This is a genomic window from Pantoea stewartii, assembly GCF_011044475.1.
Taxonomy (GTDB): domain Bacteria; phylum Pseudomonadota; class Gammaproteobacteria; order Enterobacterales; family Enterobacteriaceae; genus Pantoea; species Pantoea stewartii.
Map to the genome: position 1 here is coordinate 1003287 of NZ_CP049115.1, position 23647 is coordinate 1026933.

The 23647-nt window shown below is 56.5% G+C and carries 18 protein-coding genes and 1 tRNA gene; 2 read left to right on the plus strand and 17 right to left on the minus strand.

Translation table 11 applies throughout. The features are described 5' to 3' along the window. The 16 genes from G5574_RS04725 to G5574_RS04800 all read right to left on the minus strand — a co-directional run bounded on the left by G5574_RS04725 (nucleotide 1) and on the right by G5574_RS04800 (nucleotide 20021). Nucleotides 1-927, minus strand: coding sequence for a 2-hydroxyacid dehydrogenase (locus G5574_RS04725; protein ID WP_164482130.1), 927 nt, complete (start codon nucleotides 925-927; stop codon nucleotides 1-3). Continuing rightward, nucleotides 927-1769, minus strand: a complete 843-nt coding sequence (locus G5574_RS04730) for a GNAT family N-acetyltransferase (RefSeq protein WP_039338046.1) — start codon at nucleotides 1767-1769, stop codon at nucleotides 927-929. The genes G5574_RS04725 and G5574_RS04730 overlap by 1 nt, the downstream gene beginning before the upstream one ends. 10 nt (nucleotides 1770-1779) lie before the next feature. Then, nucleotides 1780-3111 (minus strand): NAD(P)/FAD-dependent oxidoreductase, encoded by a 1332-nt coding sequence (locus G5574_RS04735; protein WP_164482131.1) that lies wholly within the window; start codon nucleotides 3109-3111, stop codon nucleotides 1780-1782. Nucleotides 3112-3194: 83 nt separating this feature from the next. Beyond that, complete coding sequence (locus tag G5574_RS04740) at nucleotides 3195-4859, minus strand: ABC transporter ATP-binding protein (protein WP_110268287.1); 1665 nt, start codon at nucleotides 4857-4859, stop codon at nucleotides 3195-3197. Further along, nucleotides 4856-5704, minus strand: a complete 849-nt coding sequence (locus tag G5574_RS04745) for an ABC transporter permease (RefSeq protein ID WP_006119653.1) — start codon at nucleotides 5702-5704, stop codon at nucleotides 4856-4858. Before G5574_RS04745 ends, G5574_RS04740 begins: the two co-directional genes overlap by 4 nt. Further along, nucleotides 5704-6657 carry an ABC transporter permease gene (locus G5574_RS04750; RefSeq protein ID WP_039338049.1) on the minus strand — a complete coding sequence of 318 codons (954 nt, stop codon included), beginning with the start codon at nucleotides 6655-6657 and terminating at the stop codon, nucleotides 5704-5706. Before G5574_RS04750 ends, G5574_RS04745 begins: the two co-directional genes overlap by 1 nt. A gap of 27 nt (nucleotides 6658-6684) precedes the next feature. Continuing rightward, complete coding sequence (locus G5574_RS04755; protein ID WP_164482132.1) at nucleotides 6685-8292, minus strand: ABC transporter substrate-binding protein; 1608 nt, start codon at nucleotides 8290-8292, stop codon at nucleotides 6685-6687. 151 nt (nucleotides 8293-8443) lie between these two features. Next, a complete protein-coding gene (locus tag G5574_RS04760; RefSeq protein ID WP_006119656.1) occupies nucleotides 8444-9721 on the minus strand; it encodes an NAD(P)/FAD-dependent oxidoreductase in 1278 nt (425 codons plus the stop codon). Between the two features lie 10 nt (nucleotides 9722-9731). Next, a complete protein-coding gene (locus G5574_RS04765; protein WP_039338052.1) occupies nucleotides 9732-10400 on the minus strand; it encodes a haloacid dehalogenase type II in 669 nt (222 codons plus the stop codon). Between the two features lie 32 nt (nucleotides 10401-10432). After that, on the minus strand, nucleotides 10433-11902 hold the full coding sequence (locus G5574_RS04770) for an aldehyde dehydrogenase family protein (protein WP_164482133.1): 1470 nt from the start codon (nucleotides 11900-11902) through the stop codon (nucleotides 10433-10435). Nucleotides 11903-12255: 353 nt separating this feature from the next. Beyond that, nucleotides 12256-13713, minus strand: coding sequence for an NAD-dependent succinate-semialdehyde dehydrogenase (locus G5574_RS04775; protein WP_164482134.1), 1458 nt, complete (start codon nucleotides 13711-13713; stop codon nucleotides 12256-12258). 137 nt (nucleotides 13714-13850) lie between these two features. Next, a complete protein-coding gene (gene cbl / locus G5574_RS04780; protein WP_006119660.1) occupies nucleotides 13851-14810 on the minus strand; it encodes an HTH-type transcriptional regulator Cbl in 960 nt (319 codons plus the stop codon). A 203-nt stretch (nucleotides 14811-15013) separates the two neighbouring features. Further along, nucleotides 15014-15931 carry a nitrogen assimilation transcriptional regulator NAC gene (gene nac / locus G5574_RS04785; RefSeq protein WP_006119661.1) on the minus strand — a complete coding sequence of 306 codons (918 nt, stop codon included), beginning with the start codon at nucleotides 15929-15931 and terminating at the stop codon, nucleotides 15014-15016. Between the two features lie 601 nt (nucleotides 15932-16532). Then, nucleotides 16533-17558, minus strand: coding sequence for an ABC transporter permease (locus G5574_RS04790; RefSeq protein WP_369974382.1), 1026 nt, complete (start codon nucleotides 17556-17558; stop codon nucleotides 16533-16535). 23 nt (nucleotides 17559-17581) lie between these two features. Next, nucleotides 17582-19066, minus strand: coding sequence for a sugar ABC transporter ATP-binding protein (locus G5574_RS04795; RefSeq protein ID WP_033740365.1), 1485 nt, complete (start codon nucleotides 19064-19066; stop codon nucleotides 17582-17584). A 31-nt stretch (nucleotides 19067-19097) separates the two neighbouring features. Beyond that, on the minus strand, nucleotides 19098-20021 hold the full coding sequence (locus tag G5574_RS04800) for a sugar ABC transporter substrate-binding protein (protein WP_033740368.1): 924 nt from the start codon (nucleotides 20019-20021) through the stop codon (nucleotides 19098-19100). 503 nt (nucleotides 20022-20524) lie between these two features. Here G5574_RS04800 and G5574_RS04805 point away from each other — a divergent pair. After that, nucleotides 20525-20600 (plus strand) — tRNA-Asn (locus G5574_RS04805). 290 nt (nucleotides 20601-20890) lie between these two features. On the opposite strand, the gene G5574_RS04810 is transcribed toward G5574_RS04805, so the two are convergent. After that, a complete protein-coding gene (locus G5574_RS04810; protein WP_110268332.1) occupies nucleotides 20891-22018 on the minus strand; it encodes an FAD-binding oxidoreductase in 1128 nt (375 codons plus the stop codon). 361 nt (nucleotides 22019-22379) lie between these two features. Between G5574_RS04810 and G5574_RS04815 the strand changes: the two genes are divergently transcribed. Beyond that, on the plus strand, nucleotides 22380-23645 hold the full coding sequence (locus tag G5574_RS04815) for an aromatic ring-hydroxylating oxygenase subunit alpha (protein ID WP_039338056.1): 1266 nt from the start codon (nucleotides 22380-22382) through the stop codon (nucleotides 23643-23645). The last annotated feature ends 2 nt before the right edge of the window (nucleotides 23646-23647 follow it).

The following is a 23647-nucleotide window of genomic DNA, read 5'->3' on the forward strand; positions in this document are numbered from 1 at the left end:
TTAATATCCTCGTGAACGATCGATAACGCCGTGCAGCGGCTCACCGCGCTGAAAACGCCGCAGGTTGGCCACCAGTGCGCTCACCGCGCTGTCGTTTTGTGTGCGGCTGGCAATGTGGGGCGTGAGCCAGATGGCGGGATGGGTCCAGAACGCATGACCGGCAGGGAGCGGTTCCGGCTCCGTTACGTCAAGCACCGCGGCCCGTAACTGACCGCTGTCCAGCGCGGTCAGCAAATCCTGTTCGTTAAGCTGCGGTCCGCGTCCGGCCTGCACCAGCGCGGCCCCGGCGGGCAACTGGCTGAACAGTCTGGCATTGAGCAGGCCCTCTGTGCTGGGCGTCAGTGGTAACAGGCACACCAGAATGTCGCTGCGTGCCAGAAACGCGGGCAGCTGCGCGTCACCGTGCCAGCACACTGCGCCCGGTATCTGATGGGGCGTCCGGCTCCAGCCGCCGCAGTCAAAGCCTAATGTCTGAAGCTGGGTCAGTGCGGCGCGCCCCAGTTCGCCGAGTCCCATGATCCCTACGCGCCGTTCGCTGGCGGGCACGGCTGAATGCGCCTGCCACTGCTGCACACGCTGTTGCTGGAAATAGCGCGGCATATCGCGATGCAGTCCCAGCACGGCGAAGGTAATGTATTCCACCATGCCCTGCGTCAGCCCGGGTTCAATCATCCTCACTAACGGCAGGTGCGCAGGAAGCGCGGACAGATCGAACTGTTCCGCCCCGGCACCGACAGAAAACAGAATTTTCAGGTTGGGAAACCGGCGGGTCACATCGTCCGGCGGCACCCACGCGATCACCGCCTCTACCTGCTCCGGCTCACCCGTTTCGGGCCAGAGATGTAAGTGGATATCCGGCGCATGCGCCGCCAGCCAGCGCTGCCAGTAAAGGCCACGCTGGGGCTCCGATTTGTACACGATATGCATCAGGCCATCGCCTGGGTCATTAAGCCAAACGCCTGCATGCCCTGTGGTGCCCACACCTGGCCACGTACCATGGTGACCGGGGCATCCACATTGGCCAGTCCAAGACTTTCAAGCCAACTGGCCATCGGCAGCGCGGCGTCGGTGTCCATGCGCAGATATTCCCCTTTCAGGCCCTGCATTAACGCGGCGGTCAGTGCCTGTGCCACCGGTAAACTGTCCGCGATCACCGGACCAATCACCCAGCCGCGGCCAAAACGGCGCAGGCTGGCAAACCCGCGCGCCTGTTGTGCGTCGTCCTGCAAAATAACGGTCTGGTTATCGTTAATAAGATGCGCAATAAGTTCAGGGCGGTACAGCCCATGCGCCGCCTGGTCCATCTGCACCAGCCTGTCCTGGTCGTCGGCGGTTGCGGCAGACAGAGTTAACCCCGCCGGGATGGGCACGGCCGGCACGCTGCTCAGTGATGGCGTTTGGTACTGGAGAATGTTGCCGCAGGCCACAAAACCCAGTTTCTCGTAAAGGCCCTTGCCCATGTCGGTAGCGTGCAGACGTACGTTATAGCCGGGGACTTTTTCCAGCAGCGCCAGCATCAGCTGCTTGCCCAGTCCCCGGCCCTGATGCTGATTGGCCACAATGACCAGGCCAATGGTGGCGGCCTCGTCACCCCAGCGCCACAGAATCGCGCTGCCGATGACCTCACCCTGCTCTTCAATCACTACGCCTTCGCCAAGCTGGATGCCGATCGCCCAGTCCTCGCGACGGTGCGGCCAGTTAAGTGCCTGGCTCATGGCGTGAACCTGCGGGATATCGTCTGAGGTCATGGTACGAATATGAAATGTCATTTTGCTTTCCTTACATCATGCCAGGTGCATCAAGTGCGCTGCCGTCAGTGAAACGGCTGTAGCGATAAGGTGTCGGATCAACAACCGGCGTGGCGTCAGTTGCCAGCTCGGCGGCAAGGCGGCCCGCACCGGGGCCAATGCCAAAACCGTGGGCGCTGAAGCCCGCCGACAGCACCAGACCGGGCAGTTTTGCCACGGTGGAGATGACCGGAATCGCATCCGGGGTGCTGTCAATCATGCCGCCCCAGGCCTGGGCAACCTTCAGGTTGGCCAGGGCAGGAAACTCCAGGCGCATCGCTGCCAGGCCGTTTTCCACCACCGAGCGATCGGCGGCCGGATCGAGAATACGCATACGCTCAAACGGCGAAACGCTATCCAGATCCCAGCGGCCCATGGCTTCAGGCCCATGGAAAAACGGTTTAATCCCCAGGTTCAGGGTAAGGTTTTTACGACGACTTTTGAATGTGGAATAAAACTGCTTCAGATAGCGCAGCCCCTGCGCGCCGGGCTCCAGTCTGCCGCGGCCGGAGACGGAAACCGTATAGCTGCCGTCCAGTTGTGGGCGACAGGCGAAACGTTCGGTATAAAACGGCACGGTAATGGCCTGCCGAATGGGCTGAGTGCGAAACGCGGTGCCAATCACATTGCCAAGCGGCAGATCGAGTCCGTGACGACGGCAAAACATCGAGGTCCATGCCCCGGCAGCACAGATCACACGGCTGGTCTTGATCAGGCCGCGTTCCGTAACGACGCCGCTGACACGGCCCGCCGTGATATCCAGCCCGCGCACGGCACACTGCTGAAAAACCTGCGCCCCGTTTTTCTGCGCCCCTATGACAATGCCGGGGGCGGCGAGTCGCGGCTCAGCAGCACCGTCCGTAGGCGCTGATACGCCGCCCAGCCAGTCAGTGGTACTGCCCGGCGTCATCGCTTTAGCCTGCCGGGCATTCAGAATATCGCTGCGCACGCCGTACTGCTTCGCCATCTGCCCCCACTTATCCCAGGCGGCAATATCCGCTTCATTGCGGGTGGCATACACCAGGCCGCTGCGGCGAAACCCCAGCTCTTCCCCGGTTTCCTGACTCAGTTGTTCCCAGCCGCGCAGGGCTTCAATCACCAGTGGCAGTTCACGCTCGTCGCGATTCTGCTGGCGGCACCAGCCCCAGTTGCGGCTGGACTGTTCGGCCCCGACCAGGCCTTTTTCTATCAGCACCACTTTCAGGCCCTGCTTTGCCAGATACCAGGTTGCGGCTGCACCGGCGATACCGGCACCTATCACCACCACATCAGCAGCATCCGGGAAATCCGGGCTGTCCTGTACATATCGAATCGGTGCGGGCATGTCGTCACAACCTCGTCGTGTGTTGGGGCAACATGGCAATGGCGTGCTGCCCTGCCCCGGAATGGGGGGCGCTTGTTTACCGGTTATTCGGCTTTCAGGATCTCTTCGTGCTCGTCGAGCCAGCCCTGACGGAGTTCAGGCACGGCACGTTTCAGGCGTTCAAAATAGAGCTCGCGGGTCGGCTGCTCGTAATTTTCCCGCGCCAGTTGGGTGACGATAGCGCCATTGCGCATGACGACGATCTCATCGCACACCGCTCTGACGGCGTGCATATCGTGGCTGATAAAGATGACAGACAGCCCCAGTTCACGGCGCAGCTCACTGATCAGATCCAGTACCGCCGAGGCCACCACGGTATCGAGCGCCGAGGTTACCTCATCGCACAGAATGACATCCGGCTCTGCCGCCAGCGCGCGCGCCAGGTTCACGCGCTGCTTTTGTCCACCGGACAGCGACCAGGGACGGCGCGAGAGCACGGTACGTGGCAGCCTGACCAAATCCAGCAGTTGATACAGCCGGTTCTGCCGGGCGATGCCGCTCAGCCCATGAAACAGCGTCAGCGGGCGTGACAGAATTTGTTCCACACTGTGTGCAGGATTGAGCGCCGTATCCGCCATCTGGAAAACATACTGAATACGACGCAGTTCGTTATCCGTGCGCTTTTGCATCTGACCGGCCACCATGTGACCGTTAAACAGGATTTGCCCCTGACAGGCCGGGTTCAGGCCGGCGATAGCATGAGCCAGCGTGGTTTTGCCCGAGCCGGACTCACCGATAATGCCGATGGCCTGGCCTTTCCAGAGCGTAAGATTGATGTTTTCCAGAATGCGCACTTTGGGCAAACCATCACTGCCTTTGGGTCCGTAACCCGCAGACAGGTCGCGTACTTCCAGCAGCGGCAGCTCATTCGCCTTTGCCGGGCACCAGTTGCTGGGGCGTTCTTTCTGTTGCGCCGCCGCCATCAGCAGGCGCGTATAGTCCGACTGCGGTGCGCCTATCAGATGGGCCGTGGTGCCGTATTCGGCAATTTTTCCCTGCAGCAAAACCAGAATACGGTCGGCCATTTGTGCAACGACGGCCAGATCGTGGCTGACATAAATCGCCGTCACGCCACGCTGTTTGACCACGCGGCGGAAGGCTTTGAGCACTTCGACCTGCGTGGTGACATCCAGCGCGGTAGTGGGCTCATCAAGAATCACCACCTCCGGATCGCTAATCAGCGCCATGGCCGTCATTAAGCGCTGTAGCTGGCCGCCTGAAACCTGATGCGGAAAGCGATCGCCAATGGTGTCCGGATTCGGCAGCGCCAGCTCCCGAAACAGGCCCAGCGCTTTGGCTTTTGCCGCCTTGCGCGTCATCGTGCCGTGAATCACCACTGGCTCGATCACCTGGTCGATAATTTTCATGCCGGGGTTAAACGAGGCCGCCGCACTTTGCGCAATATAGGCGACCTTATTTCCGCGGAAAAAGCGAAGCTCGGCAGGCGTCAGTGCCATGACGTTGGTGCCCGCGACGTGGATATTTCCCTCGGCGATCTTACAACCGTGGCGGGCATAGCCCATCAGCGCCATTGCGATGGTGGTTTTCCCCGAGCCGGATTCACCAATCAGCGCCAGGACTTCCCCTTTCTGCACGGTGAAGCGAATATCGGAGACGATATCCAGCTCATCGCCATTGTCGTTGTGTGCCGTTACGCGCAGTTTATCCACCGAAATCACAGGCATCGCAGTATGTGGTGTCACGTTCATGCCCCCTCCTTTGCCAGCGTCAGCGGACGCATGCTTTGCAGACTGTCAATAAACAGGTTTACGGCGATAGTAAGACTGGCAATCGCCAGGGCGGGCATCAACACCGCCGGCGAACCGTCAAACAGCCCCTGAATATTTTCGCGGACTAAGGTGCCCCAGTCGGCATACGGCGGCTGGACGCCCAACCCCAGGAAGCTCAGGCCGCTCAGCAGCAGGACGATGTACACAAAGCGCAGACCAAAATCGGCCAGCACCGGATGAACCATGTTCGGCAGAATATCGTGGATGGCGATGTACCAGCGGCTTTCGCCCCGCAGCCGGGAGGCGCGGACGTAATCCATATTGCGCAAACTACTGGCCAGCGCAAACGCAATGCGGAAGGCGCCCGGCCAGTAGGTGAACACCGCCGTGATCAGCAGCATCGGCAGTGAAGAACCAAATACCGCCACAATCATCAGCGCCAGAATTTTACCCGGCAGCACCAGCATCGCGTCGTTAATGCGACCCAGCAGCTCTTCCAGCCAGCGTCCGGTGACCGCCGCGATTAAGGCCAGCATCGTCCCAATCAGGCTGGCCAGAATGGCCGCGCCGAGTGCCAGGCCCAGCGAGAATTTCGCGCCGTACATAATGCGCGTGAGCATATCCCGCCCCAGATAATCGGTGCCCAACAGGTTTTCGGGGGTGAATCCGCCCATCAGCGGCCCGGAACCAATATCGTCGAGGCTGTGCGGTGCCCACCAGGTGCCAAACAGCGCGATGACCAGCCAGAACAGGGTCACGATCAGGCCCAGGCGACCTGATAACGACAGTGACTGAAAAATGCGCCAGGGAAGCAGAAGTTTCATCAGCTCCTCCATTTCGGGTTAAAGGCGATAGTGACAATATCCGCAGCCAGCAGCAGCAACAGATAACAGCCGGCAAACAGCATGACGCAGAGCTGCACGACGGGCAGATCGCGGTTACTGACCGCATCCACCATCTGGCTGGCCAGACCGGGATAGCTGAAGATGGTTTCAATGATGATGACGCCACCAAACAGATAAGAAAGGCTGAGGGAAATCGCGTTCGCAATCGGGCCAACGGCGTTAGGTAAGGCATGACGCAACACGGCGCGCATCGGGGAAACGCCTTTCAGCAAGGCCATTTCCAGATACGGGCTGTCGAGCTGGTTAATGATGGCCGCACGCGTCATGCGCGCCATCTGGGCGACCAGGCCGCAACATAGCGTGATGACCGGCAATGCGTAGGCTTTGATATAGCTGGCGAAATCCATGTTGGGACTGCCCAGTGACATAGCCGAGACCCAGTGCAGCTTCACGGCGAAGATCAGCACCGCTACGGTCGCTACCAGAAATTCCGGTACGGCTACCGTGGCCATAGTGCCAATCACCAGCGCGCGATCCAGCTTCGAGCCGCGGTTCATCGCGGCGGCAATACCGATAATCAGCGCAAGCGGCACGCAGATGGCGGTGGTGGTCGCCGCCAGTTCAAACGTGGCCGGAAGCCGCTGTGCCACCAGCTGTGCCACCGGCAGATGACTGGCAAATGAGGTGCCAAAATTCCCTGTCAGCATGCCGCCGAGCCAGGTGAAATAGCGCACCAGCAGCGGCTGATCTAAGCCCAGTTGCTGACGCAGGGCCGCCACGGTTTCGGGTGTGGCGTTTTGCCCCAGGATCATTTGCGCCGCATCGCCAGGCAGCAGGCTGGTGATAAAGAACACCACCGCTGAGACGATAAGCAAGGTCAGGATGCCGGCGCCAATGCGCCGGGCAATCAGGAACATCATGTATCGGTTCATCGGCGAACTCCTCTTACAGACGCGTGATCAGGCAGACAGCCAGGCAAACTCATGGAAGCGATAGCCCATCAACATGCCTGACGGCCAGGCTTCCAGCCCTTTCAGCTTTTTGCTGTAACCATCCATCGAGCTGATAAAGGCAGGAATCAGCGTGCCGCAGTGGTCATAGATCAGGGTTTGCATATCGCCGTACATCTGCTTGCGTTTGGCTTTATCACGTTCGCCACGCGCCGCAATCACCAGCTGATCGAACTGTTCATTTTTCCAGCCGCATTCGTTGTTCGGTGCGCTGGAGAGATAAAACTGTGAGAACAGCATATCCAGTGTTGGCCGCGGGTTGATGGAGCCATAACCAATGGGATCTTTCATCCAGTGGGTCCCCCAGTAGCCTTCATACGGCACACGACGCACATTGACGTTCAGTCCGACATTGCGACCTACCTGCTGAATCAGTTGCGCGCCTTCGGTTGCGCCTTCCAGCGGCGGCGTCGTAACAATCTCAATGGTTTGCCCGCTCATGCCGGCTTTGTTGATATAAAACTTCGCTTTTTCCGGATCCAACGGACGGGGTTTGAGATCGGCGTTGTACAGCGGGTGCCACGGCGGCACCGGCGTGTCGTTGCTGACGTCGCCAAAGCCCTGCAACACGGTTTTCACCACGATCTCTCGGGGTTGCAGATATTTCATCGCCAGCACGAAATCCGGATTGCTGCCGGGTTTAATGTCGGTGCGGATGATCAGGTTGGTGTACATGCCGCCCTTGGTTTCAAGCACCGCATGATCCGGTGTACGGCTGATGCGCATACTGTCCGAGGCTTTCAGCCCTGAAGCCACCTGAATATCGCCTGATAACAGAGCATTGACGCGGGCCGCCTGATCGGTCACGCCGAGCAGCTCCACCTGGTCCAGATGCGGCAGCCCCGGTTTAAAATAGTTGGGATTTTTCGTGCCAAGCGTACTGACGCCAGGCGTAAAGCTTTTGCAGACAAACGGCCCTGTGCCGATACCTTTGCTGAAATCTTTGGTGCCGTCCTGCACGATCAGGAAGGGCGACGTTGCGAGCATGTAAGGAACGTCAAAGTTAGGTGCCACCAGAATAAGCTGCACTTCATTGTCGTTGACGGCGTTGATGGTTTTGAACTGCTCAGCCAGCTTGAAAGCGCTGGACGCGACGGCTGGATCTTTATGGCGGCTCAGTGAATAAACCACGTCTTTGGACGTAAACGGCTTACCATCATGGAAGGTCACGCCTTTACGCAGCTTAATGCTCCAGGTGACGCCATCGTCAGAGTCGATGGATTCCGCCAGCGCAGGTTTCACCGTCAGGGTTTTATCCACCTCTGTCAGTCCGCTGTAGAACATAAACTGGCGCGTAAAGTCGGCGCTGTTATTGCCTTTCGCCGGGTCCAGCGTGTCAGTCGCCGACGCATTGGACATGCCCACACGGATTTTGCCGCCCTGAGTCGGTTTCTCCTCTGCCAGCGCCATGCCAGGGAAGCCGATCAGCCCGCTGCTCATCGCGGCCCCGGCTGAAAGCAATTTCATCAGACTGCGGCGGGACAGCGTACCTTCAGTGATCATCCGCGTCAGAGCAGGATTGGTTACGTCAGATTCTTTATTATCGATTTTACTCATCTGTACACCCTCATTACGTTTTCAAGCGAACGGTGAAATTCCCTGCGTTAATCAGACGGCACATGCTGTGTGGCGCGCACCGCGAAGGCGATGATCCGGTCATGATGTTTCGACCCGACAATGCCCCGGCGGCCTGAAAAACAATGTGAAGTTATGAAAGGCGATCCTTTGCTTTGTAGTAGAGCCCGGCGAGAGGCAGGAACCACGGTTTTCCGTGATAACCCGGCAGTGCAGGCCATGTCTCGCGCTGCCAGGGGTTATCGCGGGATTTCTCACTCAACAGATCGGCCATGACCCGGCCCATCCATACCGACATCTGCGTGCCATGCCCGCTGTAACCCAGCGAGTAAAACACACCGTCCTGTTCGCCTGCGTGCGGCAGGCGATCGGCGCTCATATCCACCATGCCGCCCCAGCAGTAGTCGATCTGCGTATGGCGCAGTCTGGGGAACATACTGGCCATAGCGGCGTGCAGGATGTCCCCGCTGCGGGAGTCCGACGTTGGGTTACTGATGGCGAAGCGTGCCCGGCCACCGAACACCAGACGGCTGTCCGCGGTGGTCCGGAAGTAGTTGCCGATGTTCATGGAGGTCACATAGTTACGTTTATGCGGCAGCAAGCCGGTAAGCAGCGCCGTATCCAGCGGCTCGGTCACCACGATAAAGCTGCCTACCGGCACAATACGGCGCTGGAACCACGGGAACGGACCGTCACTCGAACAGCCCGTCGCCATCAGCACTTTATCGGCCAGAATGTCACCTTTGCTGGTCACCACCCGATGGCGGTAGCCGTCAAGCCGTTCCAGCTTCGTAACGTGATGGTGCGTATAAATTTTTGCCCCACTGCGGGCCGCGACTTCGGCCAGGCCGACGCCAAATTTGCCCATGTGCATCTGGCCGCCGTGATGCTGTAGCAGGCCGCCATGGAAATCGCCGCCGTCGATCTCCTGCGCAATCTCTGACTGACTGAGCAGCTCCACCTCCGGATCCACCGTACGGCGCATCAGTTCCCAGGCCTCACGCAGGCCGGAGAAGTGCGACGCCTTACTGGCCAGTTTGAGCTTGCCGCACAGACGAAAGTCACAGTCAATCTGCTCGTCTTTAATCAACTGCCCGACATAGGTCACGGCATCATCGAATGCCTTATAGAACCGACTGGCCTGCTCAAGCCCCTGGCTGGCCACCAGTGAAGCAAAGTTTTGTGCCACGCCGGTGTTGCAGTGACCGCCATTACGGGCGGAGGCCTGACTCATCACCTCCCCGCTGTCCAGCACCACCACATTGATCCCACTGCGCGCCAGCGATAAGGCCGCCGAAACACCGGTAAAGCCCGCCCCGATCACCACCACATCCGCGTGGGCGGGTAACGGACCGCTGGCGGCCGCGCGAAACGCCGGTGCGGTCGCCTGCCAGTACGATTCCAGTTTCATGACGCTGTCCTCACAGACCCACGACGCCGGGCAGGCCGCCAATGTCTTTGATTTCGGTGTATTGGTAATAGGGGTTAGCCGGTTCGTGGCCACGGTTGACCCAGACCTTGTGTTTAATGCCAAGATCGTGCGCCGTCATCAGGTCATAGCGGAAACTGGAGGAGACATGCAGAATTTCGTCCGGACGGCAGTCCAGTTTCTCCAGCATGTATTCAAAGCCTTTCATCTGCGGTTTATACGCGCCCGCTTCTTCTGCGGTAATCGTCATGTGGATGGGCGCACCCAGACGAGGAATATGGTGTGGAATCAGATCCTTCATTGAATTGGTCAGCAGCACCAACGGGAAGGCTTCCGCCACTTTAGCTAATCCGGCAGGTACATCCGGATGCGGTCCCCAGGTGGCGCAGTCGGTGTAAATGTAATCGCTGTCTGCCTGCGTCCATGTCACGCCCCACTTTTTACAGGTGCGCTGAATCGCATTGCTGACCACATCGTAATAGGGTTTCCACGCGCCCAGCACTTCGTCCAGGCGGTAGCTGGAAAAGTCGGTCACAAAGGCCGCCATGTCTTTCGCGTCGACGCGATCGTGAAAACAGCGTTTTGCCGCACCGGCCATATCAAAAAAGATCAGCGTGCCATAGCAATCAAACGTGATGAATTTGGGTTTAAACAGTGCCATTACATTAACCTCGTTATTGTCTGGTTAGGTGCTTAAAAATCGATAAGGACGCTTTTCTGGCGCTGGCAGGCCTGGAACGCCTGACGACCCAAATCTTTGCCGATACCGGACCCCATGAACCCTCCGGTAGGAATAATGAAATCGCCGGACCGCCCGTAGCGGTTGACCCATACCGTGCCGGAAGCGATTCCCCGTATCGCACGCATCGCACGTGGCAGGCTCAGCGTGTGCACCCCGGCGCACAGGCCATAGGTCTCATGTGCCGCCAGCCCCAGCCCTTCGTCTTCGCTGTCGAACGTCTGAATTGTCAGCACAGGCCCGAAGATTTCCTGCTGCACTGCCGGATTATCCTGTTTCACCTGCGTCAGCAGCGTAGGTTGCCAGAACCAGCCCTCGTCGGTATCCGCGAAGCGGTCACCGCCCACCAGCACGTCTGCGCCCTGGGCTTTCGCCGCCTCAATCACGGACTGCACTTTGTTGCCCTGACGCGCATCAATCAGCGGGGCATAGCGGCTGGTCTCCTGCCAGGTCACGCCAGGCCGGACCTCACGACACAGCGCCGCCAGCCGTTCCGTCAGCGCACCGGCAATACCGCGCTGCACAATCAGGCGCGTCCCGGCAACGCAGGCCTGGCCGCCGTTGGCGGTAAAGCCACGCAGAATACGTTGTGCCAGCACCTCAATCTCGCCCGCATCATCAAACACCAGTTGGGGGCTTTTGCCGCCTAACTCCAGCGTGACGGGCTTCATGCCAAACTGGGCCGCATCACTCATAATGCGCGCGCCTGTCACAGTGGAGCCGGTAAAGGAGACTTTGCGCACCAGGGGATGCCTGACCAGGGCTGTGCCGGTCACCGCACCGCTGCCCTGCACAATATTCAGAATGCCCGCCGGTAACCCGGCCTGTACCGCCAGCTCGGCCATACGCACGGTGGACAGCGGCGTCAGCTCTGAGGGTTTTAGCACTACCGCATTGCCTGCGGCCAGCGCAGGTCCGCATTTCCATGAAGCCATGGACAGCGGGAAGTTCCACGGCGTGATCGCCCCGATAACGCCATAGGGCTCCGCAATCAACATGCCCAGGCTACTGTCGCGTGTCGGAAACAGATCGCCGCTGTATTTGTCGGCGCACTCGGCATAGAAGCGAATGGCTTCGGCAGTAAAGGGAATTTCATGTTGCACGACATCGGTAATCGGACGGGTTGAGCCAAGGGCTTCAAGCTGCGCCAGCAGGGGATCCTGTTCGATTAAGTCTGCCCAGCGGCGCAATACCCGACCACGTTCACGCGGTGCACATCCTGACCAGCCGCTGGTTTTCAATGCCTGATGTGCCGTCATGACGGCATGGTCAACATCCTCTGCCTGGGCTTCGCGCAGCGTGGCAAACACCTTGCCATCAGACGGGCGTTTAACGGCAAAAGCGTCGCCCTGGGTCTGTACATGTTTTCCGCCAATATAGTGACCAGGCGGGAGTTGCACGCTTTCCGGGTCGAAACTCAACATGAAAGAATCCTTATTTTTTACACCCATCACACGCTGGATGAATTAATTTCTGGCAATGCTTTTCGGCACGCTTTATTAGGTAATGCAGAAAGTATGCCAGCCGTTAAAAAAATAAAAATGCGTTTAAAACCGCCCAAAAAAATTTTTGTGCCGTATTCGTGAAGGATTTATTGCGGAATTGCCGAAGGGTTAAACAGATGATTTACTTCACAAAAAAGCCGCATTGCTTTGGTGCAATGCGCATGAAACTTGCACTAAAAAGGAGAATACGGATAAAACGTCGATCTGGCGCACAAAAAAAACGCCAGCATAACGTTCATGCTGGCGAGGAATATCAGAAATTAAAAGTTAAATTACAGGCTGCCCATGTGAAATGTTTTTTGCTCCAGATATTCGTCAATGCCATATCGCGACCCTTCGCGACCTATCCCGGATAATTTCACGCCGCCAAACGGCGCGACTTCCAGCGAAATGACGCCGGTATTAAAATCGACCATGCCAAACTCCAGCGCTTCCGCCACGCGCCAGGCTCGACGGATATTTTCAGTAAAGAAGTAAGCGCCGAGGCCAAAGGGTGTGTCATTTGCCATCGCCAGCGCCTGTTCTTCATCATCAAAGATAAACAGCGGAGCCACCGGTCCAAAGGTTTCTTCCTGCGCGATGCGCATCTCACTCGTGACCTGTCCCAGCACGGTGGGCTGCACCCACGTACCGGGGACGTTGCTGATGCCACCGGTCAACAGCGTTGCGCCTTTTTGCAGCGCATCATCAATGTGCCCGTTGACCTTCTCCACCGCGGAGGTATTGATCAACGGCCCGATAGTGCTGCCAGGGGCAAAACCATCCCCGACCTTCAGGGTCGCCACCGCGTCCAGCAGTCGGGCGGCAAAGCGTTCATAGATGTTACGCTGCACCAGAATACGGTTGGCACACACACAGGTTTGTCCCGCATTACGGAATTTGCTGGTCATCACGCCCGCGACGGCAATCTCGATATCCGCGTCGTCAAAGACAATAAGCGGCGCGTTGCCGCCCAGCTCCAGACTCAGGCGTTTAATGCTGTCAGCGCACTGCTTCATCAGCAGCTGGCCCACGCGCGTTGAGCCGGTGAACGAGATTTTACGCACCAGACGGCTTTCGGTCAGCGCGGCGCCGATGTCTGTCGGCATGCCGGTGAGCACCTGTAAAACGCCTGCCGGGAAACCCGCGCGCTCGGCCAGCAAGGCCAGTGCCAGTGCAGACAGCGGCGTCAGGTCAGACGGTTTAACGATAATCGGGCAGCCTGCCGCCAGTGCCGGTGCGACTTTGCGGGTAATCATTGCGATGGGGAAATTCCAGGGCGTAATCGCTGCCGCGACGCCAACCGGTTGTTTCAGGACAATAATGCGCCGGTCGGTCGTTGGGGCGGGAATGGTGTCGCCATAAATCCGACGCGCTTCTTCCGCAAACCATTTCACAAAACTGGCACCGTAGAGCACTTCACCGCGCGCCTCCGCCAGCGGCTTGCCCTGTTCGGCCGTCATGATGATGGCCAGATCGTCAGCGTTATCAAGAATAAGCTGATGCCATTTTTCCAACAGCGCCGCACGGGTGGCATTGGGGGTTGCCGCCCATGCATGGCGGACCGATTCGGCACAGGCAATCGCCGCCTCCGTTTCCTGGCGACCTAACGCCGGTACGCTAGCCAGCGTTTCGCCCGTAGCCGGATCGTTAACGGCGAGCGTTGCGCCCTGATAACCGTGTTGCCATTCACCGGCAAACAGCGCCTGCTGGCGCAGTAGTGTGTGATCTTTCAGTTGTATACGTGACATCGCATCCCCCTTTTTCAGTTCTCTTCACTTTATCGGTTGGGGGAAGCGCAGGATGTTGTTATTGGCAGCCAGAAAGCGTTCGCTATGGCGAATGACGGCCGAAAAAAAATTTTATGCCGTCAGGGCGCAACGCGGAGTCAGATTTGAAAGTCGATTACGGGCTCATCATCGCCTGCCGTAGAGAGCGCCTGCGCTTTAATTTCTTCAAGCGACAGATTCGCGTTGCACAGCTCAAGGAACTGCCAGACGTAATTGCGCTGCAGTTGTCCCCGTTTCAGGCCCAGCCAGACGGTGTTGGCGTCGAACAGGTGAGTGGCATCCAGCCGGACCAGCTCTCCGCCCGGCTCTTTTTCACAGGCCTGATCGGCCAGAATACCGACGCCCAGCCCGAGTTTGACATAGGTGCGCACCACATCGGAATCCTGAGCGCTGAGCACGATATCCGGCTTTAAGCCGGCGCGCTGAAACGCGCTGTCCACCCGGGAGCGGCCGGTAATGCCCTGCCGGTAGGTAATTAACGGATGCTGACTGAGAGCATTCAGTGAGACCGGCTGCTGTTGTGCCAGTTCATGATCGCGCGGGACCAACAGTGCATGATGCCAGCTGAACCAGGGAAACGCGGCCAGGCTGTTATTATTCGCCAGCATTTCACTGGCAATCCCGACATCCACCTCACCGGCCAGTAGCATATTCACAATTTCCTGCGGCGATCCCTGATTAAGTTCAAGCCGGACATTAGGATAAAGCTGGCGAAAGGACTTGATGACCGGCGGCAGGCTGTACCGGGCCTGCGTGTGTGTGGTGGCGATAGAGAGAATGCCGCTGGATTCGTTCGTGAAGACATCGGCCAGGCGACGCACTTTACCGGCTTCATCAAGAATGCGTTCGGCGATGGTAAGCAGCGCCTTGCCCGGCTCCGTCATACCAAGCAGGCGCTTGCCACGGCGGACAAAGATTTCGACGCCAAGCTCATCCTCCAGATCGCGAATATGACGGCTGACGCCTGATTGCGAGGTAAACAGCGTGCTGGCGACCTCCGTGAGGTTGAACTCCCGCCGCGCGGCTTCGCGAATAATTTTAAGTTGCTGGAAATTCAAAATATTTACCTCTCTTTACGCAATCTGATCATTCGATAATAAAAACGCTTATCGATAACCTGAAATAATAAAAAAGATTTATTTATGCGTTTGAAGCATATAGCCGGCGGCAGGACGCACAGAGAGGACAGCCTGGAAGAGGAGAAAAGGCAGCGGCGCGGTTTTACGCGCCCTGCTTGAGAGGGATAAACAGAACGCTGTGTTTAGCTGACCAGCGTGAGTTCGCGTTTTTCAGTCAGTGGCTTGTTGAGCAGCGACAGCAGAATATTTTTAACGGCCTGTGCGGGTGGCGATAACGGCAAGCGGTGCGAAAGATTCAGTGACAGCGGCAGGCTGATGGTCGGGCTGGTGATCCGCGCCATCCAGGCCTGGGTTGAACCAACCAGCGCTCTGGCCGCCGATTCAGGCAACACGGTCACGCCCATCCCGCTGGATATTGCGGCGGTGAGCGTCGAAAGCGATTCGATCTCGCCAATAATGCGCGCGCTCAGGCGGCGCAGTGAGAAAGCCTCATCAACCCGCTGGCGCACGGCGCTGTAATCACGCGGCAGAAACAGGCTCATCTGGGCTACCTCGGCCAGATCGACGTTGGCGCCAGGGCAGGCGGTTGCGCCGACCAGATAGAGATCTTCTTTCAGCAGGGGCACGCTGTTGATGCCCGCCGTGGGGGCGCGGTCATACAGCACCGCCATATCCAGTTGCCCGCTGATGATGTTGTCATTCAACGCACTGCTGCTGTTTTCATGCAGGTAAATCATGATATCCGGGTACTGTTCCCGTACGGTTTGCAGAAGCGGCATAGTTAACGCGGATGCCGCCGTGCCCGGTGCCAGACCGATTGACACCTGCCCCTCCACCACCTGACCGGCATTCATCACAGCAGACTGGGCCAGCTCACACTGCCGCAGAATGACGCGTGCATGGCTGTAAAGCAGTTTACCGGCTTCGGTCGGTGTGACGCCGCGTTTGGTCCGGTTCAGAAGCTGCTGTTCCAGCTCGCCTTCCAGCGTAGCAACCTGCTGGCTCAATGCAGGCTGAGCAATATGCAGCACTTCTGCTGCCTGTGTCAGGCTACCGATATCGACGATTTTCACAAAGTATTTCAGCCGTCTTAAGTTCATCTTGCCTCCGTCGCTACGTCAAGGTGTCTGGCTGGTCGCTACTCACCAGCCTGCATAAGAGAATTGCAAGATGCAGACCAGGTTTATTCAGTTTGCAAAATATCTTTGAAAATTTTTCTAACAGTCGGATAAAAAAGCGTTTCCTGTTACCTCTAAAGAGGTAATCCCGGACGACTGCCAGACCTGCTTTTCCCATTCATGTCGCCCTGCACCGCAATAGTGCGCAACATGACAGACCAGCGTGCAGGGATGGTTAACAGGCAATCTTCATCGAGGATGAGGCTTGATGACTGGGAAATCCCCCCACCTCTCCGGGGCAGGGTTTATCCGTAAAAGGCGGGAAACGTAACAGGTTTAGCAGACCGCCGGGGCGGCGTTATCACGGCCCGGCAGACGTGCAAAGACGCATTAGTTAAAAGGAATAACCGAAACGTTTACTACCCTGTTTTTTCTTTTAACAGGATCGCGAAAGGGGACGACGCAAACGCATTTGTGATGTAGCAAGGCGGCGGTGGCGCTTAGTCCCGGGCGCAGGGTGAACGATGTGACCGGGATAAGCGCCTGCCGCCAGCGCCGTTACAGCGCCAAGGCGGCAGCGTATTCAGCGTTTGGCACGGTTGCGTCGCATATCGATGGTCACTGCGGCGACGATGATGATGCCTTTGATGATATCCTGGATATACGCATCTACCCCGACAAACGTAAAGCCGCTTTTAATCAGTCCCAGTATCACCGCGCCTATCAGCGTGCCGGTAATGCGCCCTACGCCGCCCATCAGGCTGCTGCCGCCGATAACCGCCGCGGCAATCGCATCCAGCTCATAGCCCACGCCCATGCTCGACTGGCCGCTACTGACGCGCGCTGCCAGTACCACGCCCGCCAGGCCGGACAACGCGCCTGCGATGGTATAGACAATAATCAGGTATTTATTGACGTTGATACCGGACACTTTGGCCGAGGTCATATTACCGCCGATGGCGTACACGTATTTGCCGTAGCGGGTATGTTTCAGTGCGATGTGGAACACCAGCGCAACCACCAGGAAGATAATGACCGGCATTGCGCCCTGGCCAATCGAGGTGAACCCGTCAGAGAGAAAACTGATAGGGTTACCCTGGGTGTAATACTGTGCCAGTCCACGGGCCGACACCATCATGCCCAGCGTGGCAATAAACGGGGGAATACCGGTACGGGTAATTAATACGCCGTTAATCAGACCGCACAATAACCCTACCCCAATGCCGGCCCCAATCGGCACCACCGCGGGCATGTTCACCAGTGACGGGAACATCGGGGTCAGCGTATCTGAAGTTTGCGCCAGACTGGCGGCCACCACGGCAGTGAGCGCGATAACCGACCCGGAGGACAGATCGATACCGGTGGTAATAATGACCTGGGTCACGCCCACAGCAATGATGCCGATAATGGCAACCTGCAGGACGATAAGTATCAGACGATTGGTGTTCATCAAAAAAGACTGATCGCGCACATACCAGCCAAACATTTCGAAAATCAACGCAATGCCGACCATCACGACAAAAATGCCGGTATCTTTTGGCAGTTTCTGACGTAAATGCGCAAAAAAAGAGGGTTGATGCTGAGGAGCCTGCGTGGCCGTTGCTTTCATATTACTCATCGTGGTTTCGCGCCTCATTCGGATGCTAACGACAAAATAGTTTCCTGATCGGCCTCGTCTTTATCGAGGATGCCGGTAATGCGCCCACCATGCATCACCATGATACGGTCACTCATGCCCAGAATTTCCGGCAGCTCTGACGACACCATAATGATGGCAACTCCACGGTTGGCCAGTTCACTGATCAAACGGTAAATCTCTGCTTTCGCCCCGACGTCAATTCCACGGGTCGGCTCATCAAGAATCAGGATTTTGGGTTGAGCCAGCAGCCAGCGGGCAATCAACACTTTCTGCTGATTCCCTCCGCTCAGGTTATTGATGATTTGGTCCATGGTGGGGGTTTTGATATTCAGACGGCGGATCTGATCCATGCAGTCCTGAGCCATTTTCACATGACTGACAAAACCGCCTTTACCGCTGTATTCAGGCATGTTGACGATGCTCATGTTCTCTAACACCGACAACACCAAAAACAACCCGGACTTCTTGCGATCTTCTGTCAGAAACGCCATTCCTTTTTCGATGGCGACCGACGGCGAATCAATAGCGACCGGCACACCATCAATCAGGATTTCGCCGCTGTCGAAAGGCACCATGCCAAACAGGCTTTCCATCACTTCACTGCGTCCGGCACCGACCAGACCCGCCACACCGAGAATTTCCCCACGGCGCACGCCAAAGCTGACGTCGGAAAAGCGGTCCTGACAACTCAGGTGACGAACGGTGAGCACCTCTTCCCCAATCGCATTATTGAATTTCGGGAACAGCTGCGTCAGCTCACGTCCGACCATTTTGGTAATCAGCGACTGACGCGTGAATGCGCTGGTACTGTCGCTGCCCACCCAGCTGCCATCGCGGAACACGCTGATTTCATCCGTAATGGCGAAGATCTCATCCATTTTGTGACTGATATAAACGATGGCTTTGCCCTGCTCGCGCAGATCACGAATGATGGTAAACAGATGGGCGACCTCGGTTTCCGTCAGGGCGGAGGTGGGCTCGTCCATGATCACGATGTCCGAGTTCCAGGACACCGCTTTGGCGATCTCCACCATCTGCTGTGACGCAATACTGAGTTCGCCCACCAGCCGATCGGCTTTCAGTCTGATGTTCAGGCGGCTTAACAACTGCTGGGTTTCTTCATTCAGTCGGGCGTGATCGACAAAACCAAACTTCACCGGCTCCCGTCCCAGCCAGATATTCTCTGCGACGGTCATATGCGGCACCAGGTTGAGTTCCTGATGAATCATGGAAATACCGGAACGTAACGCATCCATGGTGTCCCTGAACTGCACTGGCTCCCCTTTAATTTTAATGGAGCCCTGATCGGGACGGTACATCCCGATCAGGCATTTCATTAAAGTGGATTTGCCCGCGCCATTTTCACCCATCAACGCATGTACCGTTCCCGGACGCACACGTAACGACACATTATCCAGTGCCTTCACGCCCGGAAAGAACTTGCTGATGCCTTCGGCTTCAAGCGCAAACGCGGTCATACATCACCTCCGTTCCACAGGTTCAGGACGTTTATTTTTGGTTCATGCTGGTGTATTTGGTGTAGTTGTCTTTGGTGATCAGCTGGAACGGGATATCGACGATCTTTTGCACTTTCTCACCTTTGACGAGCTTAACCGCCGTTTGAACGGCGCCTTCACCCTGTCCTTTTGCGTCCTGGAACACGCTGGCGACCATTTTGCCGTTCTTAATCATTTGCAGCGCATCGGGCGTACCATCGACACCGGCGACCAGAATATGTTTATCGTTTTTACCCAGCGCCTGAATGGCACCGATGGCCATTTCGTCGTTGTTTGACGCGATGGCGTTGATATCGTCTCCGGCGGTCATCCAGTTACTCACGACGTCCACCGCATCGTTACGGCTAAATTTCGCCGTTTGCTTTTGTACCACTTTAATATTCGGGTATTTCGCCACGACCGCTTCCACCCCTTTGGTGCGCTCGCGGGTGGATTCGTTCGCCAAATCACCCAGCAAAATAGCCACGTTACCTTTTCCGTTCATGGCTTTTGCCAGCGCTTCCATCTGCAGACGGCCCGCCAGTTCGGAGTCAGAACCCACAAACGCCATCTTGTCACCCAACTGCGCCTGGGGTTTGCGGTTGACGAACACCAGCGCCACACCCGCCTTAGATGCCTGATCGATAATCGGTTTCACCGCGTCGGTGTCCACCGGGTTAACAATAATGGCGTCGACGCCCTGACCAATAAAGTTTTGTACCTGCTGAAGTTGCTGCGCGACATCGCCTTTGGCATCTTCAATCTGGCCTTTTACGTCATCCTTTTTCATCTCATTTTGTATAGCGTTACGCACAATGGTCAGGAAGTTATCGTCAAACATCGCCATCGAAACCCCCACGGAAATATCTTTCGCCATCGCAGCGGCGGGCAACATGCAGGCTAACAGTGAAGCAACAATCGTTTTTTTGATGTTCATAGGGACCCTTCTTATTTGTTAACTTGCTAGCGACTGACCTGTTGAATGAAAAATATTTTTTACATTCATACCGCCTCGCTGGCGTTTTTAATGGAAAATTTGAGGTAAGACGACTACGTTGACGCTTTTCTGATACCCCCACCACTTTTCTTATCTTCATGATTTCCATAAACATGCGCTACAGGCGACGCGGACACATCTCAGAACATTCCATTTTGTCGCCGTAAACAGTTTATTTATTCCATAAATTACTTTTTTGAAATTTTTATCATAAAAGCACTGAAACAAGTGTTTTGATATCGTCAAATAACAAAAATTTGACATGCGTCTAACATCTACCCGGAAATGGGTTTAAAGTGAGATCCTGTTAGCAGTTTGAAAAGCAAGCGAATGCGTCAGATCTTCGCCAATGCGCTGCTTTTACACGCACTTGAACGCAAACCGTTAAAGAGTGCTTTGACATCCCGTACTGACGCCGCTACTATTCGCCCCGTTCCAACAATTCCTCTGTAGTTCAGTCGGTAGAACGGCGGACTGTTAATCCGTATGTCACTGGTTCGAGTCCAGTCAGAGGAGCCAGATTGAGAAAAGCCCGCTCAGGGAAACCTGAGCGGGCTTTTTGTTTGGTGCGCTTTTGTGAACGCTTGCAGGACATATGTCCCGTTCGCCGGCCCTTACGCGGGTGTGAGGCGTCGATGCAGAGTGAGGACGGCCAGCAAGAAGGAGAATAAGCCCTGTCACTGACGCTGCGGCTGTCTATCCGCTGCGGTGAACGGCGCTTTACCCCTGTTCAGGCTGCATCACCGTTGCGCACTGCACAGCAAACGTGTTCGCGCTGCGCGTGCGCCAGACGGCGATGCGGATCGTCATTAAAATTCAACGATGATATTGTTCTTTGGAATGCTGCAGCACGACAGAATGTAGCCCTCTTCCACATCCTCATCGGTGATGCCGCCGTTGTGGTTCATTTCGACATCGCCGTCCAGGCATTTCACCTTACAGGTGCCGCAGATGCCCATGCCGCACGCTTTTGGAATATGCAGTCCCAGTTTGGCCGCGGCGGCGTGCACGGTTTCGCCGGGGGCGATTCTGACGCTCTTGTCGCTTTGGGTGAATGCCACGCTAAGCAGTTCTGAACTGCACAGCGCGTCGGCCATTTCAGCGGCCTCTTCGGCCTCCTGTTCGACCTGCTCCTGCACGACCTCTGGTGTAGCACCAAACGACTCTTCGTGATAGCGCGTCATGTCATAACCGACTTCCTGTAACAACGTTTTAATCGCACGCATGTACGGCGTCGGGCCACAGCAGAAAATCTCGCGGTCCTTGAAATCCGCAGCAATCATTTGCAGCATCGCCAAATTGAGGAAACCGCTGAAGCCGGACCAGCACTGGCCCGATTCGTACCGCTCACAGATGATGCTCAGTCTGAAATTGGGGATGCGCGCCGTCATGTTTTCCAAATCGCGTCGGAAAATAATGTCTTCCGGCGTTCGTGCGCTGTGCACAAACACCATGTCCACATCCGCATTGGTATCAAAATACCAGCGCGCCATCGACATCATGGGCGTAATGCCCACGCCGCCAGAGAGGTACAGCACCTTGTTGCTGGGATAGTCGATGCAGTTGAACTGCCCTACCGGACCATGTACTGCCAGATTCATGCCCTCGCGCAGTGTGGCATGTAACCAGTTCGAGACCACGCCGCCCGGCACCTGTTTTACCGAAATGGAGAAGCTGTAAGGCACGGAGGGCGAACTGGAGATGGTATAGGAGCGGAAAACCGTTTCATTCTCGATCAGCAGTTCCAGCGTGACAAACTGCCCCGGTTTGAAAAAGAACATTACCGGCTGCTCTGCCATAAAGCAGAAGGTTTTCACGTCATGGGTTTCCTGTATCACCTTCACGCAGCGCACCGCATGGCGGCCATTGGTCCAGGTTTGTGTTGTGACAGGCTCAAAAGCATTGGTATTCAGTACGGTGATATTTCGGTCTGACATACGTTTCATTCCCATCAGAAGTGGAGAGTTCAATTGCCTGTCTGACTGGCGACATCGCAACAGGCTTTTGAGCCGGTAAGCCTGATTTTCCGTTTAACCCTGTTTCAGCATTTAGTTATTCGCGACACGGAAATGCTTAAAAAAACCGTCCCGCTAAGAAATTTCGCGCGCACGTCTTTAACAGAGGGGATGGATGTCGCTGGCAGAACATTGGCGTGCGCGTAACCCGTGCAGCATGGACGTCACCCTTAGCCGTTACGCGTGCATCAACGTCTGGCCTGACGGAAAATTTGGGTGGTTGGCATCCTGTTACGCCTGGAAAGGCGCAAAACACTCTCCTTAACCGCGCGGGAAGATCACTATGAGCCATAACGATCTGCTGAATATCACCTGTACAAGCCTTGTCGATGCGAACGACCGCATACGCGATTTGCTCGAAAAGCGTCAGCCCAACTACTCGCTGCCGCAGGCGCTTTATAACGACCCGACTCTGTTTCGCATTGATATGGAGGCGATCTTTCAGAAAGAGTGGCTGTTTGCCGGAATGAGCAGTGAAATCCCGAAAAAAGGGGACTACTTCACCCTTGAGGTGGGTCAGAACCCGGTGCTGGTCTTGCGGGACGCGGAAGGTAACATTAACGCCTTTCATAATACCTGCCGTCATCGCGGCTCCCGACTCTGCTCAAAAGAGCGCGGCAAAGTAGCGAACCTGGTGTGTCCCTATCATCAGTGGACCTACGACCTGAAAGGCAATCTGTTATTTGCCGGCTCGGAAATGAATCAGGCATTTGATATGAAGCAGCACGGGCTGAAAAAGGCGCACTGCAAAACCGCCGGCGGCTTTATTTTTGTCTGTCTGGCTGATGCGCCGCCACAGTCTGACTTTGACGCCTTTCTGGCCACCCTGGACGAATACATGGCGCCCTATGACGTGGAAAACACCAAACTGGCGGCAGAATCGCACATGTACGAAAAAGCGAACTGGAAACTGGTGCTGGAGAATAATCGCGAGTGCTATCACTGCGCCGGAAGTCATCCTGAACTGCTGAACAGCCTGCTGGAGTGGGACGATACCAACGATCCGCGCGCGCCGCAGAGCTTCCACGATTACTACAATAAACAGGCCGCACGCTGGGACGAACAGGGAATTCCCCATCGCCACCAGAGCTTTGGCCTGCGTAACCGCATCGTACGGATGCCGCTGAAAGAGGGCACGAAGGCGATGACCATAGATGGTCGCGAAGGCTGCACCAGACTCATGGGGCGCTTTTTGAGTCACGATCAGGGTTCCATGCGCATCCTGCACCTGCCGAACTCCTGGAACCACATGCAGAGCGATCACTTTATTGTGTTCCGCGTGTTACCCCTCTCGGCGCAGGAAACGATGGTCACCACCAAATGGTTTGTGCATAAAGACGCGGTGGCGGGTGAAGATTTTGATCCCGAGAAACTGCGTGCCGTCTGGGATGCGACCAATGAGCAGGATCGCGTTCTGGGGGAAGAGAACCAGCGTGGGATTAACTCTGTCGGCTATCAACCGGGCCCTTATTCGGAAACCTATGAGTTCGGCGTGATTAACTTTATCGACTGGTACAGCGAAACCATTCTCAAAAACGTGAAAGACTGATG